The sequence below is a fragment of the Pseudomonas sp. MDV22-iso1 genome, from assembly GCF_058145095.1.
On sequence record NZ_JBYVMF010000002.1, the window covers coordinates 39,816 to 54,850 of the forward strand.

General features: G+C 57.9%; 14 protein-coding genes. 6 read left to right on the plus strand and 8 right to left on the minus strand.

From position 1 onward, the window contains the following. The first annotated feature begins 158 nt into the window (after window positions 1–158). The gene (gene cfaB / locus AC3ZVB_RS02540; protein WP_162437642.1) at window positions 159–1,346 is read left to right on the plus strand and encodes a C17 cyclopropane fatty acid synthase CfaB; all 1,188 of its coding nucleotides are present in this window, start codon (window positions 159–161) and stop codon (window positions 1,344–1,346) included. Here cfaB and cls read toward each other — a convergent pair. Beyond that, entirely contained in the window at window positions 1,343–2,782 is a 1,440-nt protein-coding gene (cls, locus tag AC3ZVB_RS02545; protein ID WP_490145706.1) for a cardiolipin synthase, read from the minus strand. The two genes, cfaB and cls, sit on opposite strands and share 4 nt — an antisense overlap. 131 nt (window positions 2,783–2,913) lie before the next feature. Between cls and AC3ZVB_RS02550 the strand changes: the two genes are divergently transcribed. Beyond that, complete coding sequence (locus AC3ZVB_RS02550; protein ID WP_194690873.1) at window positions 2,914–3,435, plus strand: DUF3617 domain-containing protein; 522 nt, start codon at window positions 2,914–2,916, stop codon at window positions 3,433–3,435. 43 nt (window positions 3,436–3,478) lie between these two features. On the opposite strand, the gene folE2 is transcribed toward AC3ZVB_RS02550, so the two are convergent. Further along, entirely contained in the window at window positions 3,479–4,375 is an 897-nt protein-coding gene (folE2, locus tag AC3ZVB_RS02555) for a GTP cyclohydrolase FolE2 (protein ID WP_490145707.1), read from the minus strand. A gap of 115 nt (window positions 4,376–4,490) precedes the next feature. Between folE2 and zigA the strand changes: the two genes are divergently transcribed. Beyond that, a complete protein-coding gene (gene zigA, locus AC3ZVB_RS02560) occupies window positions 4,491–5,696 on the plus strand; it encodes a zinc metallochaperone GTPase ZigA (RefSeq protein WP_490145708.1) in 1,206 nt (401 codons plus the stop codon). A gap of 4 nt (window positions 5,697–5,700) precedes the next feature. Here zigA and AC3ZVB_RS02565 read toward each other — a convergent pair whose 3' ends face one another. After that, window positions 5,701–6,057 (minus strand): NADH:ubiquinone oxidoreductase, encoded by a 357-nt coding sequence (locus AC3ZVB_RS02565; protein WP_194690876.1) that lies wholly within the window; start codon window positions 6,055–6,057, stop codon window positions 5,701–5,703. A gap of 27 nt (window positions 6,058–6,084) precedes the next feature. On the opposite strand from AC3ZVB_RS02565, the gene AC3ZVB_RS02570 reads away from it, so the two are divergent. Next, window positions 6,085–7,050: a CobW family GTP-binding protein gene (locus AC3ZVB_RS02570; protein ID WP_490145709.1), complete on the plus strand. Its 966-nt coding sequence runs from the start codon at window positions 6,085–6,087 to the stop codon at window positions 7,048–7,050. A 55-nt stretch (window positions 7,051–7,105) separates the two neighbouring features. On the opposite strand, the gene AC3ZVB_RS02575 is transcribed toward AC3ZVB_RS02570, so the two are convergent. Then, the gene (locus AC3ZVB_RS02575) at window positions 7,106–7,519 is read right to left on the minus strand and encodes a DUF3301 domain-containing protein (protein WP_162437654.1); all 414 of its coding nucleotides are present in this window, start codon (window positions 7,517–7,519) and stop codon (window positions 7,106–7,108) included. A gap of 120 nt (window positions 7,520–7,639) precedes the next feature. Here AC3ZVB_RS02575 and pdxY point away from each other — a divergent pair, with 120 nt between their 5' ends. Beyond that, a complete protein-coding gene (gene pdxY, locus AC3ZVB_RS02580) occupies window positions 7,640–8,512 on the plus strand; it encodes a pyridoxal kinase PdxY (RefSeq protein ID WP_162437649.1) in 873 nt (290 codons plus the stop codon). A 46-nt stretch (window positions 8,513–8,558) separates the two neighbouring features. Here the strand turns inward: pdxY and AC3ZVB_RS02585 are convergent, their stop codons facing one another. Continuing rightward, the gene (locus tag AC3ZVB_RS02585) at window positions 8,559–9,041 is read right to left on the minus strand and encodes an acyl-CoA thioesterase (RefSeq protein WP_016772447.1); all 483 of its coding nucleotides are present in this window, start codon (window positions 9,039–9,041) and stop codon (window positions 8,559–8,561) included. A gap of 200 nt (window positions 9,042–9,241) precedes the next feature. Here AC3ZVB_RS02585 and AC3ZVB_RS02590 point away from each other — a divergent pair, with 200 nt between their 5' ends. Continuing rightward, window positions 9,242–11,005 carry a cation:proton antiporter gene (locus AC3ZVB_RS02590; protein ID WP_490145710.1) on the plus strand — a complete coding sequence of 588 codons (1,764 nt, stop codon included), beginning with the start codon at window positions 9,242–9,244 and terminating at the stop codon, window positions 11,003–11,005. A 57-nt stretch (window positions 11,006–11,062) separates the two neighbouring features. On the opposite strand, the gene AC3ZVB_RS02595 is transcribed toward AC3ZVB_RS02590, so the two are convergent. The 3 genes from AC3ZVB_RS02595 to uvrD all read right to left on the minus strand — a co-directional run bounded on the left by AC3ZVB_RS02595 (window position 11,063) and on the right by uvrD (window position 14,949). Continuing rightward, entirely contained in the window at window positions 11,063–11,470 is a 408-nt protein-coding gene (locus AC3ZVB_RS02595) for an SMI1/KNR4 family protein (protein ID WP_110657681.1), read from the minus strand. Between the two features lie 136 nt (window positions 11,471–11,606). After that, on the minus strand, window positions 11,607–12,479 hold the full coding sequence (locus AC3ZVB_RS02600; protein ID WP_490145711.1) for a Tim44 domain-containing protein: 873 nt from the start codon (window positions 12,477–12,479) through the stop codon (window positions 11,607–11,609). A 286-nt stretch (window positions 12,480–12,765) separates the two neighbouring features. Beyond that, window positions 12,766–14,949 carry a DNA helicase II gene (uvrD, locus tag AC3ZVB_RS02605; protein ID WP_162436587.1) on the minus strand — a complete coding sequence of 728 codons (2,184 nt, stop codon included), beginning with the start codon at window positions 14,947–14,949 and terminating at the stop codon, window positions 12,766–12,768. Window positions 14,950–15,035 lie beyond the last annotated feature (86 nt).

The following is a 15,035-nucleotide window of genomic DNA, read 5'->3' on the forward strand; positions in this document are numbered from 1 at the left end:
TGCAGTCATCTGCGTGAGGGCGAAGGACTTTGTGGGTTCGCAGCGGTGGTTTTATCGCCGCAGTGAATCATAGAAAACGGCTATTAATTCGATAGCCAGCTATTTTTCAAGGATGGTCTACCCTCTCAATCAGACGTCTGAAACAAGGGGGATTCTCCATGCTCGCGCACATTCCACCGGCCTTACAGAATCTGCAGTTACCGATACGCCTGCGACTCTGGGACGGCCATGAATACAATCTGGGGCCGACGCCGAGCGTCACCATTGTGGTCAAGGACCCGCAAATGGTTACCCAGCTCACCCATCCCACCCTTGACGCGCTAGGAGCGGCGTTTGTCGAAGGGAAGCTCGAACTGGAAGGGTCCATCAGCGATGTCATTCGCATCGTCGACGAGTGGAGTCAGGCGTTGGTGGGTGAGGACGACGACAATCAGCCTGTTCGCACGGTTCACGACAAGGAAACCGATGCCAAGGCAATCTCCTACCACTACGACCTTTCCAACGCGTTCTATCAGCTTTGGCTCGACAGCGACATGGCGTATTCCTGTGCGTATTTCGAGACCGGTAGCGAATCCCTCGAGCAAGCCCAGCAAGCAAAATTCCGCCATCTGTGCCGCAAGTTGCGGCTGCAACCCGGCGACTATCTGCTGGACGTTGGTTGTGGTTGGGGTGGCCTGGCGCGTTATGCCGCGCGGGAGTTTGGCGCCAGGGTGTTCGGCATCACACTGAGTAAAGAGCAACTGGCCCTCGCCCGGGAGCGTGTGACGGCCGAAGGGCTGGATGACCTGGTGGAACTGCAACTGCTCGACTATCGCGACCTGCCTCAGGACGGTCGGTTCGACAAGGTGGTCAGTGTTGGCATGTTCGAACACGTCGGTCACGCCAACCTTGCCGAGTACTGCAGAACTCTGTTCGGCGCGGTGAAAGAGGGCGGTCTGGTGATGAACCACGGCATCACCGCCAAGCACACCGATGGCCGTCCGGTGGGGCGTGGCGCCGGTGAATTCATCGAGAAGTATGTGTTCCCTAACGGCGAGCTTCCGCATCTGTCGATGATTTCTGCCGAGATCAGTGAAGCGGGTCTGGAAATTGTCGACGTCGAAAGTTTGCGCCTGCATTACGCACGAACGCTCGATCATTGGAGCGAGCGCCTGGAGGACAATCTGGAAGCGGCTGCCAAGCAGGTGCCGGAGCAGGCGTTGCGGATCTGGCGGTTATACCTGGCTGGCTGCGCTTACGCGTTCGCCAGGGGCTGGATCAATCTCCACCAGATCCTGGCCGTCAAAGCTCACCCCGATGGCAGCCATGAATTGCCATGGACCCGCGACGACATCTACACGCCTTAAAGGATCGGTGAAATGAGCCGGGCGATCCGCATGCCGACCTGTTGCAGGCGGTGGGTCTCCCGGCTTTCTTCTTTGGCGATCTCGTGAGCCTGCGCGAAGTCGTCGGTGAGCATCTGTTCCACTTCGCCGGCGAACACACTGTCGACGGTTAGCAGCATCACTTCGAAGTTAAGCCGGAACGAACGGTTGTCCATGTTGGCGCTGCCGATAGCGCTGATTTCACTGTCGATCAGCACCACCTTCTGATGCAGGAAACCAGGCTGGTAGCGGAACACTCGTACGCCGGCTCGTACCGCTTCGAAGGCGTAAAGGCTGGAGGCAGCGTAGACGATTCGGTGATCGGGCCGTGAAGGCAACAGTAGGCGCACGTCCACCCCACGCAACACGGCCAATCGCAGGGCGGCAAATACGGCTTCGTCGGGGATGAAATAGGGGCTGGTGATCCACACCCGTTCCGTCGCCGCGTGAATGGCCTCCACGAAGAACAACGAACAGGTCTCGTAGGCGTCTGCAGGGCCGCTGGCGAGCAATTGGCAGAGTACGCCGTCATCTGGATAGACATCCGGCAAAATCAGGGGTGGTAGCGAGCGGGCGGCCCAGAACCAGTCCTCCGCGAAGGATTCCTGCATACAGGCCACCACGGGGCCGCGCACTTGGACGTGAGTGTCACGCCACGGGGCGAGCGGGGGTTTTTCCCCCATGTACTCATCACCGACGTTGTGCCCGCCGACGAAGCCGAGCACGCCGTCCACCACGACGATCTTGCGGTGGTTACGAAAGTTGACCTGGAAGCGATTGAGCCAGCCGCTTCGGGTGGCGAACGCTTTGACCTCGACACCTGCATCTCGCAACGATTGCACATAGCTGTGGGGCAGCGAGTGGCTGCCGATTCGGTCGTACAACAAATAAATCGCCACCCCTTCAGCGGCTTTCTTCAGTAAAAGGTTTTGCAGGCGCTGGCCGAGACGGTCGTCGTGGATGATGAAGAACTGGATCAGAACCGCTTCTTTGGCGTGGCTGATAGCGTCGAAGATTGCTTCGAACGTAGCCTGACCGTTGATCAGCAAGCTGACTTCATTGTTGGCCAGGCACGGCATGCGCCCCAGCTTGGGCATTGCTCGTAACGACGCATAGGCGTTCGAGGCGCGTGCGGTGAGCGCTTCTTCTACCCAAGGGCGCCAGTTCAGCTCGGAGATCGCTTTGCGCATCTCTTCGTTGGCTTGGCGACGCGCCTTGATATAGCCGTCGAAGGTGCTGCGACCAAAAACCAGGTAGGGAATTAACGTCAGGTAGGGAATGAACACCAGCGAGAGGGCCCAGGCGATGGATCCCTGTGCGGTGCGTACGGTCAGCACGGCGTGGACGGCGGCGATCGAGCCAAGCGTGTGAAGCAGTGCAATCATGTAGCCGAAAATGTGTGGTCCAAAATAATCCATGGGGCAGCCTTGCTCCTGAAGATTCAGTGCTTAACAGACCATGTTCCGTGCAGAATGTCGCTAATTAAATGGCCCATGAACCGATGCCTGTGGCTGACGTCTAACGGCCACTACTGATCAGGAGTTACTCGATGAACGTTCGTCTTCTGGGTTTGGCCATGGCGTTGGGTTTGGCACTTCCTCTGGCCGCTCAGGCACAGATGCTTCAGCCCGGTTTGTGGGAATTGACCACCAGCAACATGAAGGTCGATGACCAGAACCTGCCGGATCTGCAGTTGATCCTTGGTCAGTTGCAAGGTCAGATGACCCCTGAACAGCGCGCTCAGCTGGAAAAGCAGGGGATCACCATGGGTGGCAAAGGTATACGCGCGTGCCTCACACCGGAGCAGGTGAAGACGGATAACATTCCGCTCACTGACCCACAATCGGGCTGCAAACAGGAAATCACTGATCGCAGTGGCAACCAGTGGAAATTCCGCTTCAGCTGTCCGAAAGCACAAGGCGCCGGCGTTGCCACCTTCCTCAGTGATCGCGAGTTCACCACCAAGGTGAACGGCACGTTCAACGCCACGGGTATCCAGCAGAAGGGCAGTCTGGAGAGCCGAGCTGTGTGGTTGGGTCAGGACTGCGGGACGGTGAAACCGCGAGCCTGATCCAAAGGTGATGGGAACGGGAAGGCCGCGCTCCGTTATCGGATTATGTGGCCTCCCAATTCCATCGGCTTTCTGCAACGGCATCGTGGGCGTGCAGACTTTCTGCGTGAATGATCCGCAGGTGGAAAGCATTGATAGTTGGAACGCATTTAAGAGCGCCGTGCAGGCGTCGAGCCGCGTCTTCGCAGAACATCAGGTTCTGGCCGTTGGCCAAGGCGAAGGCTTGCTCGTCGGCGCGTTTAACCGCGGTTTGAACCGCAGTGCCGAGCGCCATTTCTGCGTCATTGATGATCGCGATCAGCGGAAGCGCATTGCAGTCATCGTTCAAACGCAACCGCAAATGTGCGGTGCTGCGTTGGCTGTGAGGCGTCGCAACGATGCCGTTTGTAGAGCCAAGCCAATTCAATACGTCATCGAGATTGAGTGACTTCTCCCCGAAATCATTGGCAAATTGTTGCTGGATTAATTGCCGTGCCAGCGCTGCCGAGCAGGGACATGTCGAGGAGTAAGACACGTCTATTGATAGTTCCACGTGGAACAATCCATTTTTCAGACTTGCCCGAATGATAACCGGATAGGCTTTCCATCCGCTCAGTGGGCTGATCAGTGCCGGTCTTTTTAGCAGCAAGTCCGTGTGAATATTGAGATAGGCGTTGTTGGAAAGCTCCTCATGCGTGTCGATGAAACGCTCTAATATTCTGTGCAATAACGCAGGTGTCAGCTGATCGTTCTCAAGCATTTCCAGCGCCAGATACAACCGTGACATGTGGATGCCTCGCGCCTCTTCATTGTCGAGACTCACGCCTGCGTCAACTTTTGCAGCGAGTTGCTGCCCGTTAATCAAGACTGGAAGTGCAATGCCGCACATGCCGACCCAATCGAGTGGCAGAGATTGGCGAGAGGGCTGGATGGCGATATCCGGCAAAGTCAGCGCATTCATAAGCAGGTCCATCATGGAAGCGAGTTTGACATGTTATGTTATTACATTAAACTCGCCTACGCCTTTTTCCTGAACTGGCTCCACTGACCCGCGTACCCCTTATGAGGAATGCCTGATGCCCCATCGTCTCCCCGTCACCGTCTTGTCGGGTTTTCTCGGCGCCGGTAAAAGCACGCTCCTCAACTACGTATTGCGTAACCGCGAGAACCTGCGCGTCGCCGTGATCGTGAACGACATGAGCGAGATCAATATTGATGGCAGCGAAGTACAGCGCGACGTCAGCCTCAATCGCGCCGAAGAAAAACTCGTGGAAATGAGCAACGGCTGCATCTGCTGCACCCTTCGCGAAGACTTGCTGGAGGAGGTAAGCAAACTCGCTAAGGAGGGTCGGTTTGATTACCTGTTGATTGAATCCACGGGGATCTCAGAGCCCTTGCCGGTGGCAGAAACCTTCACCTTTCGCGGCGAAGACGGGCAGAGCCTGGCTGACATTGCGCGGCTCGATACCATGGTCACCGTCGTTGACGGCGTGAACTTCCTGATCGACTACCAGGCCGCTGAAAGCCTTGCGTCCCGTGGTGAAACCCTGGGCGAGGCAGACGAGCGATCCATCACGGATCTGTTGATCGAACAGATCGAGTTCGCCGACGTCATTCTCATCAGCAAGATCGACCTTATCAGCAGCAGCGCGCGCGAGGAATTGATCGCGATTCTTGAACGGCTTAATGCACAGGCACAGATCATCCCGATGGTAATGGGTGAAATCCCTCTGAAAAGGATCCTCAATACGGGGCGCTTCGATTTCGAGAAGGCCTCCCAGGCACCCGGCTGGTTGCAGGAGCTGCGGGGCGCGCACGTGCCGGAAACGCTGGAATACGGCATTGCTTCCACTGCTTATCGGGCGAGGAGGCCCTTTCACCCGCAGCGGTTTTTCGAGTTCATCAACGGATCGTGGGAGAACGGCAAGCTGCTGCGCTCCAAAGGGTTCTTCTGGCTGGCGAGCAAGCACATGGACGCCGGTAGCTGGTCTCAAGCGGGTGGTTTGATGCGCTATGGTTACGCCGGGCGCTGGTGGCGTTTTGTACCGAAAAACCAGTGGCCACAGGACGCAGAAACTACTGCCGATATTATGAAGAACTGGACGGCCGCCTCAGGTGATTGCCGTCAGGAACTGGTGTTCATTGGCCAGAACATCGACTTCGATCAACTGAACGAACAACTCGACCAGTGCCTGCTGACTGACGACGAAATGAAACTGGGCGAAGAGGGATGGCGACTGCTGGCGGATCCGTTTGGCCCGTGGTACGAGGAGGTCGCCTGAGGGGTCATGGCTTGAGCCAGTTTCCCTGGCTTTGGGCTTCGCAAAACGGCTTCAAATAGGCCGCATCGGTGGCTATACCGTAATAGTGAATATCCTGCCGGTAAGGCATATTGGCGACTTGGGCATTGCTGCAGACGCCAAACGCCCCGGTGGGACATTCATCCACGTACTGCACGTCGACTGTTTGCCCTGGTAGATTCGGCTGGCAGAACCCGTTGGCGAAGAGCTTCTCCGGGATGTTGCGGTTCTGCTGACAAACTTTTACGTCGAGTCGTACACCTGTGCTATGTACCACACATGCCTGGGCCAGCGCCTCGCCTGAAGTAAGCGCTAGCAGTAACGACCATCCCATCAACCGCATTTTCTACCTCCTCAGAACCCTTCAACCATGCTGCAGAACATTCCTACCCATGTCATTGCTGGCCCATTGGGCGCCGGCAAGACCAGCACCATCAGGCACCTGCTGACTCAACGGCCTGCCGGTGAGCGCTGGGCGGTGCTGATCAACGAGTTCGGCCAGATCGGCCTCGACGCTGCGTTGTTGACCCAGGACGCCGATGGTATCGCACTGGGTGAAGTGGCCGGAGGGTGTTTGTGTTGCGTAAACGGTGCGCCTTTTCAGGTCGGGCTGGGACGTTTGTTACGCAAGGCGCGGCCTGATCGGCTGTTCATCGAGCCGTCGGGGTTGGGGCATCCGGCACAACTACTCCGGCAGTTGAGTGAGGCGCCGTGGCTGGGAGTGTTGGCGGTTCAGCCGTGTTTGCTGGTACTGGATGCTCAGGCACTCGCCGCCGGTAAATCGCTCCCTCAATCGCAACAAGAGGCCCTGAGCAGCGCTGGTCTGTTGTTGCTGAACAAGTCTGAGGCGCTGGGTGAGGATGATCGAGCGCGCATCATCGAGCGGCTGCCAGCCATGCCGCTGTACTGGACGCAGCAAGGTGTACTGCCCTTGAATGCTTTACCGGGTCTTGATGCGAAGGCTGAAGCAGGTGTGGATTACTTTATTGCACCCAAAGGATTGGCGCAGATGCCGGCGATCTGGACTGATCCTGCGATACCGATCTGTTTGAGTCAGCAACAGGCGGGCGGCTGGAGCATCGGCTGGCGTTGGCATCCAGGTCAGATATTTGATGCCGCGCGAGTGGATCGATGGCTTGAAAGCCTCGACTGGCAGCGTGCCAAGATGGTGATCCACAGTGTTGAGGGATGGGTATCGGGCAACGCGCTGGATAACTCAACGCTGGACTGGCAACCCAGCGAATGGCGACAGGATTCGCGGATAGAGCTGATTTTCAGTGAGGCGCAGGACCTGGATTCGTTGCAGAAAGGTATGGCTGGGTGTCGAGTGATTTAAAGATCAAAAGATCGTCCGAACGCGGCCCGGGCCTGTGTTCGGACGATCTTTTTACTTAAGGACGCCACTTGGTGTGCTCTTGCCGCCACTGGCTTAGCTCGATCACCTCGGCCCGTGGTTTCACCACATCGACCACCGCCGCGGTATCGTCGAAGGGCATCGGGTAGGGCGCCAGCTCTATTTGCGCGCTGTGGGCGCCGAACTGGGTAATGGTGCCGTTGTGGCGGGCTTCGCCCGTCACGGTGAACTCGAAGTTATAGACCCTGGCCAAACGCCGTTTGCCGTTTGCGTCTTTGATAAATCCGATTTTTTTCAATGCGACGTTACCGTCCAGCAGCTCGATGCCAAGCTTGCCGCAATGCTGCTTGACCCGCTCCAGCGCGCGCTCGCGCAGGCCATGGTTGTGCCAAAGCCACGCGCCAGCAGTGGCCAGCAGCATCAACACTAAGATATTTCCGAGGGTCAGCATCAACAGGGTGCTCCAACAAGATAGTGCCAGCTTAACTGCGTCGCCGGTCTGTCGTACAGGCTGCGTTTAGTCGCATACTGCGCGGCTCTAATTTCAATCGTTGTACGGAAGACTCACCGCATGAAACGTACGCCCCATCTACTTGCCATCCAGTCCCACGTGGTGTTCGGCCACGCCGGTAACAGCGCCGCGGTATTCCCGATGCAGCGGATCGGGGTGAATGTATGGCCGCTCAATACCGTGCAGTTCTCCAACCACACCCAATACGGCCAGTGGGCCGGTGAGGTGTTGGCGCCGCACCAGATTCCCGAGCTGGTCGAAGGGATCGCGGCAATCGGTGAGCTGGGTAACTGCGATGCTGTGCTCTCCGGCTACCTTGGCAGTGCGGCTCAGGGGCGCGCGATCCTGACCGGTGTGGCGCGAATCAAGTCGATGAATCCCAAGGCGTTGTATTTATGCGACCCGGTAATGGGGCACCCGGAGAAGGGGTGCAGCGTGCCGGCGGAGGTCAGCGATTTCCTGCTGCAAGAGGCGGCGGCCGTCGCGGACTTCATGTGTCCAAACCAGCTTGAGCTGGACAGCTTCTCGGGGCGCAAGCCGCAGTCGCTGTTCGACTGCCTCGCCATGGCGCGAACGCTATTGGCGCGTGGTCCGAAAGCGGTGTTGGTCAAGCATCTGGACTACCCTGGAAAACCGGCAGATGTCTTCGAAATGTTGCTGGTAACGGCGGAGAACAGCTGGCATTTGCGTCGACCATTGTTGGCGTTCCCGCGTCAGCCGGTGGGCGTTGGTGACCTGACTTCAGGGTTGTTCCTGGCGCGCGTGCTGTTGGGCGACAGCCTGGTGGCTGCATTTGAATTCACTGCGTCCGCGGTGCATGAAGTGTTGCTGGAGACCCAGGCGTGCGCAAGCTACGAGCTGGAACTGGTGCGGGCCCAGGACCGGATCGCTCATCCGCGGGTGCGGTTCGAGGCGACGGCGATAAGTCTGTAATGACTAAAATCGTCCGAACGCGGCCCGCGTTCGGACGATCTTTACTTCAAGCGTCGCCTTTTATTTCCTGATAACGCTTTTCCAGTTCCTGACGGATCTGCCGACGCTGCTGTGCCTGCATAAAACGACGCTTGTCCTCACTGTTCTGCGGTTGCAGTGGCGGGACGGCGGCCGGTTTGCGCTGGTCATCCACGGCGACCATGGTGAAAAAACAGCTGTTGGTGTGACGTACCGAGCGCTCACGAATGTTCTCGGTCACGACCTTGATACCCACCTCCATCGAGGTGTTGCCGGTGTAGTTGACCGACGCCAGGAAGGTCACCAGTTCGCCGACATGGATCGGCTCGCGAAAAATAACCTGATCCACCGAGAGCGTCACCACGTAGCGACCGGCATAACGGCTGGCGCAGGCGTAGGCGACTTCGTCCAGGTATTTGAGCAGTGTGCCGCCGTGAACATTGCCAGAGAAGTTGGCCATGTCGGGGGTCATCAATACCGTCATCGACAGTTGGGCGTTTCCGGGTTCCATAGCGTTCTCACGGTTCAAGGCAGTGATGAAGGAGTGCACCTCTACGGGTGCCTGGTCAGCTTTTTCAAACCGACTGTTATCGGGACGCCGGGCGCATGGCTGCCGTCACGCGCGATCTATCTGTTTCCATATATTGCACCGCCTTTCTGGCGGAAGTCGCGGTGTTAACCTCCGAAAGTCTGTCTCAAGGAGCCCACGCCATGCATGCGATCAGTTTTATTCAGGATCTGGCAGTCATCATGCTGGTCGCCGGTGTGGTCACCGTGTTGTTTCATCGGCTTAAACAGCCGGTAGTCCTGGGGTATATCGTCGCCGGTTTCATCATCGGACCGCATACACCGCCGTTCGGCCTCATCCACGATGAGGAAACCATCAAGACACTCGCTGAACTCGGGGTGATATTCCTGATGTTTTGCCTGGGCCTGGAATTCAGCCTGCGCAAGCTGTTCAAGGTCGGCGCCACCGCGTTTATCGCCGCATTCCTGGAAATCGTGCTGATGATCTGGATCGGCTACGAAATCGGCCGATGGTTCGACTGGAACACCATGGATTCCCTGTTCCTCGGCGCGATCCTGGCCATTTCCTCGACCACGATCATCGTCAAGGCGCTCAACGATCTGAAGATGAAGAATGAGCGCTTTGCGCAACTGATCTTCGGTGTACTGATCGTGGAGGACATCCTTGGTATTGGCATTATCGCTTTGCTGTCGAGTATCGCAGTCAGCGGTACGGTGAGTTCCGGCGAAGTCTTTTCCACGGTCGGCAAACTGTCGCTGTTCATGATTGTCGCGCTGGTGATCGGTATTCTGCTGGTCCCGCGTTTGTTGGCTTATGTGGCCAAATTCGAAAGCAACGAGATGCTGCTGATCACCGTGTTGGGGCTGTGTTTCGGCTTCTGTCTGTTAGTGGTCAAGCTCGAATACAGCATGGTGCTCGGCGCGTTCCTGATCGGCGCGATCATGGCTGAATCCCGGCAATTGCTGAAGATCGAGCGCTTGATCGAACCGGTGCGCGATTTATTCAGTGCCATCTTCTTTGTGGCCATCGGGCTGATGCTCGATCCGCTGATCCTGCTGCAATACGCCTGGCCAATCGCGGTGATCACCGTGGCCGTGGTGTTGGGAAAAATGCTCTCTTGTGGTCTCGGCGCGTTTATCGCCGGCAATGACGGGCGCACGTCACTGCGCGTCGGGATGGGGCTTTCACAGATTGGGGAGTTCTCTTTCATCATCGCGGCACTGGGCATGACGCTGCAGGTCACCAGTAACTTCCTGTATCCCGTGGCCGTTGCAGTCTCGGTGATCACCACCTTGCTGACGCCCTATTTGATCCGCGCGGCCGATCCGCTGTCGATCAAGCTGGCCGCTGTAATGCCGCAGCGGCTCGGCCGGGTGTTGGGAATGTACGGCGAATGGCTGCGCAGCATTCAGCCACAGGGCGAGGGTGCCCTGCTGGCGTCGATGATTAGGCGGATTTTGTTGCAGGTGGGTGTCAATCTGGCGCTGGTGATCGCGATTTTCTTCTCGGGCGCTTTTTTTGCCGAGCGAATGTCTGCGTATCTACAGGACTGGATCAGTGATCCGAGCTGGCAGAAAGCACTGATCTGGGGCGGGGCGTTGATACTGTCGCTGCCGTTCCTGATCGCGGCCTATCGCAAGCTCAAGGCGCTATCGATGCTGTTGGCAGAGATGGGCGTGAAGCCTGAGATGGCGGGTCGTCATACACAGCGAGTGCGTCGGGTGATCTCCGAAGTGATACCGATCCTTTCGCTGTTGGTGATTTTCCTGCTGCTGGCAGCCTTGTCGGCCAGTATTCTGCCGACCAACAAGTTGCTGATGCTGGTTGCGGTGGTGGCGGCGGCCGTAGCGGCGCTGCTCTGGCGCTGGTTCATCCGCGTACACACGCGGATGCAGGTGGCCTTGCTGGAAACCCTGGACAACCACAAGGATGCGTCCGGCCACTGATTTTGCAGCAGCTGGCGCAGCCTGCGTCCGGCTGCTACAAAAATCACTTGGGGTGTTTCAGCTTTCCAGCCAGACGTCCCGCGCCCAGTGCCAGACCGATTCCCAGGTTTCTTCGGCAATCAGCTCTTCTTCAGCCTGCCACAGCACCACGGTGCCATCCTCTTCAACGAGGTAGTAGTCGTCACCGTCCTGACAGATCGGGATCATGCTGCGATCGACACCGGCATCCCAGGCATTAGCGGCAACGTCTGGCAAGTAGGTGTGGGATTGCGGATCGGTGACCGTCACGGGTTCCAGGCTGCCGTAGACCACGTCACTGACGGTCAGCAAAAATTCTCTGAAGACAAATGGAATGTCGATGAACAGTTGTTCTTCGATTTCCACCAACTGGTCTTCGTCAGGCAGCTCCAAGGGGACCGGTACCGGTTCGTTGGCTTCACGCAGTTGTTCGATGATTTCTTCCACGTCCGGGATCCTCTTGCTTGATGGCGCGGTTTAGTTGGGGCGGTTTATACAGTAGCTTGGTATAGATGCAACCGCGAAATAGAAAACCCCGGACGAGTCCGGGGTTTTCATTACAACATGCTTAACGCAGAAGGGATCAGCCGTTCTGGCGGATACCGGCCACCAGCCAAGGCTGGTTTTCGCCCTGCGGACGTTCCATGTTCCAGCTCTCGCTGAACACTTCGCCCTGGTCGAAGCGCGAAGTTTTCGACACGCCGCTGAAGGTCAGGGTCGCGATGGTCTTGTCCGCACGATCATCCACGCCGTCCAGTTGCACATTGAGGTTGTCAATGTAGGTGGACTGGAAAGCGTCGCCCAGATCGGCACGTTCGCGCTTCAGGAACTCCAGCAATTGCGGGGTCACGAACTCGGCAATCTTGTCCATTTCGTTCGCGTCCCAGTGCTGCTGCAAGGACTGGAAGTGGTTGCGGGCCGCTTCGATGAAGCTCTGTTCATTGAACCAGGCTGGTGCATTGATCACCGGACGAGCGGCTACAGGAGCTGCCGAACCGCCAAAGATCGAACCGCCAGCAGGCTTTTGTTCGAACACTTCACGCTGCATCGGTGCGTGACCAGCCGGAGCCATGTGCTCTTGCTGCTTGCGACGACGAGCGGCGATGAAACGGAAGATCAGGAACGCAATGACAGCCATGATCAGGATGTCGAAGATCTGCATGCCCTGGAAGCCACCGCCCATGAACATGGAAGCCAGCAGGCCACCGGCAGCGATACCGGCCAGAGGGCCGAGCCAGCGCGAAGCGCCACCGGCTTTTGCAGCAGCGCCAGCGGCACCGGCTGCGCCTGCAGTGGCCGCAGCGCCGCCTGCAGCAGAAGAAGGAGCCATTTGGCTGGTCTGGTGAGTCGGCGCAGCGCCGGAGCTCTTGCCGCCACCAAAGCGCTTGGCGTTGGCGTCCAGGCTCATCGTCAGGCCGATGCACAACGCCATGGCGATGCTAAGAAAACGTTTCATAAAGGGAATTCCCATTTGTGGAAGGCACGCGCGCCATGTTGCACAGCTGAAGTGTTACTGGCTAGCGGCAGAGTGTTTCGGGCTTTTGCCTGACAGGTTGGGTTCAGCTTCAGTCAGCGCAATAAGGCCTGTTAACTTTGGTCTGTAGGAGGAGTGGATAAGTTCGGTAGGAATTGGCCTTTGTAGGAGCAAAGCTTGCTCGCGATGGCAACAGCACGGTCTATCAAGAGACCGCGTTATCGTTCTTCGCGAGCAAGCATTGCTCCCATATGGAATCACGTTCGGGTTAGATCGCTTCCAGCTTCGCATAACCCAGCATCAGCCATTTACTGCCTTCGCTGAAATTCACCTGGACGCGAGCCTGAGCGCCAGCACCTTCGAAGTTCAGGATCACACCCTCCCCAAATACCGAATGCCGCACTGCCTGGCCAAGACTGAATCCGGTATCCGGAATCTCGCTACCGCCAAACAGGCTGCTGGAGCTCTGCTGCTGGCCTCCACCGAAAGGACGGCTGACGCTATTGGACAACCGCACTTCCTGAATCAGGCCTTTGGGCACTTCGCGCACGAAACGCGACACCTTGTTGTAGGTCTCGCTGCCATACAGGCGCCGCGTTTCGGCATAGGTCATCACCAGATTCTGCATCGCCCGGGTAATACCGACATAGGCCAGACGACGCTCTTCCTCAAGACGACCGGGTTCTTCCAGGCTCATCTTGTGCGGGAACAGACCCTCCTCCATGCCCACCAGGAACACATAAGGAAACTCCAGCCCTTTGGCGCTGTGCAGCGTCATCAACTGAATGCTGTCTTCATGCTCGTCGGCCTGAGTATCACCTGCCTCCAGCGATGCGTGGCCGAGGAACGCCGCCAGTGGCGACAGGTCCTCGTCTTCTTCGGCGTTCTCGAAGTTGCGAGCGGCGCTGACCAGTTCCTCAAGGTTTTCTACCCGGGCCTGGCCTTTCTCACCTTTTTCGGCTTCGTGATAAGCGATCAGCCCGGATTGCTCGATGACGGTCTGAGTCATCAAGTGCAGAGGCATTTCCATGCACTTGGCGGCGAGATTCTCGATCAGTTCGATAAAAGCCCCCAAGGCACCCGCAGCCCGACCGGTCAGGCCTTTGTTGGCCACCAGCAGACGCATGGCTTCCCACATCGACACATCGCTGTGGCGCGCATGGTCACGAATCGCTTCGACGGTTTTTTCGCCGATGCCACGGGCCGGAACGTTGATCACCCGCTCCAGGGCAGCATCGTTGCCCCGACCTTCCAGCAAACGCAGGTAAGCCATGGCGTTTTTGATTTCTGCCCGCTCGAAGAAGCGCTGCCCGCCGTAAATCCGATAGGGAATGCGCTCGCGGAGCAAGGCTTCTTCCAAAACGCGCGACTGGGCGTTGGAGCGGTACAGAATCGCGATATCACTGCGAGCCAAGCCCGTTTTCAGCGCGCTTTCGATTGTTTCGACAACGTAGCGAGCTTCATCGTGTTCGTTGAACGCGGCGTAAAGGTTGATCGCTTCGCCTTCGCCGCCATCGGTCCACAATTCTTTGCCCATGCGCCCGGTGTTGTTGGCAATCAGGGCATTGGCTGCCTTGAGGATGCCGGCGGTGGAGCGGTAGTTCTGCTCCAGACGAATGGTTTGCGCATCCGGGAAATCATCGGAGTATTGATAGATATTTTCGATTTTCGCCCCGCGCCAGCCATAGATCGACTGATCGTCGTCACCAACCACCATCAGGCTGTCGCCGCCTTTGGCCAGTAGGCGCAACCAGGCGTATTGCACGGCGTTGGTGTCCTGGAATTCGTCCACCAGAATGTGCCGGAAGCGCTTCTGATAATGCGCGAGCAGCCCTGGGTGATCGCGCCACAGGTCGAGGGCGCGCAGCAGCAATTCGGAGAAGTCGATGACGCCTGCGCGCAAGCACGCGGCCTCATAGGCTTCATAAATGCTGCGCATGGTCGCCAGGAACAGATCGCCGCTGGCTTGAATGTGTTGTGGACGCAACCCTTCGTCTTTCTGGCCGTTGATGAACCACTGGGCCTGACGAGCGGGCCAGCGTTGTTCATCCAGGCCGAGCTCGCGGATCACCCGCTTGACCAGCCGTTGCTGGTCGTCGCTGTCGAGAATCTGGAAGGTCTGGCTCAGGCCGGCTTCCTGCCAGTGCGCCCGCAGCAAGCGGTGCGCCAGCCCGTGGAAAGTGCCCACCCACATGCCGGCCGGGTTGAGCCCCATCAGTTGCTCGATGCGATGGCGCATCTCGGCAGCGGCCTTGTTGGTGAAGGTCACCGACAGGATCGAGTGAGGCGAGGCGTTTTCGACCTGGATCAACCAGGCGATACGGTGCACCAGCACTCGGGTTTTACCGGAACCAGCACCGGCCAGGACCAACTGACGACCCACGGAGGCAGCTACGGCCTGGCGTTGGGCATCGTTGAGGGAGTTCAGCAGAAGGGAGAGATCATCGCGCATCGGGGCATTCTAGGGTGCGCCGTCACACCGGGCAAACCGAGCTTTGCATTTACCGATGAAAGAGGCACGAATGACGACCGGTCGGT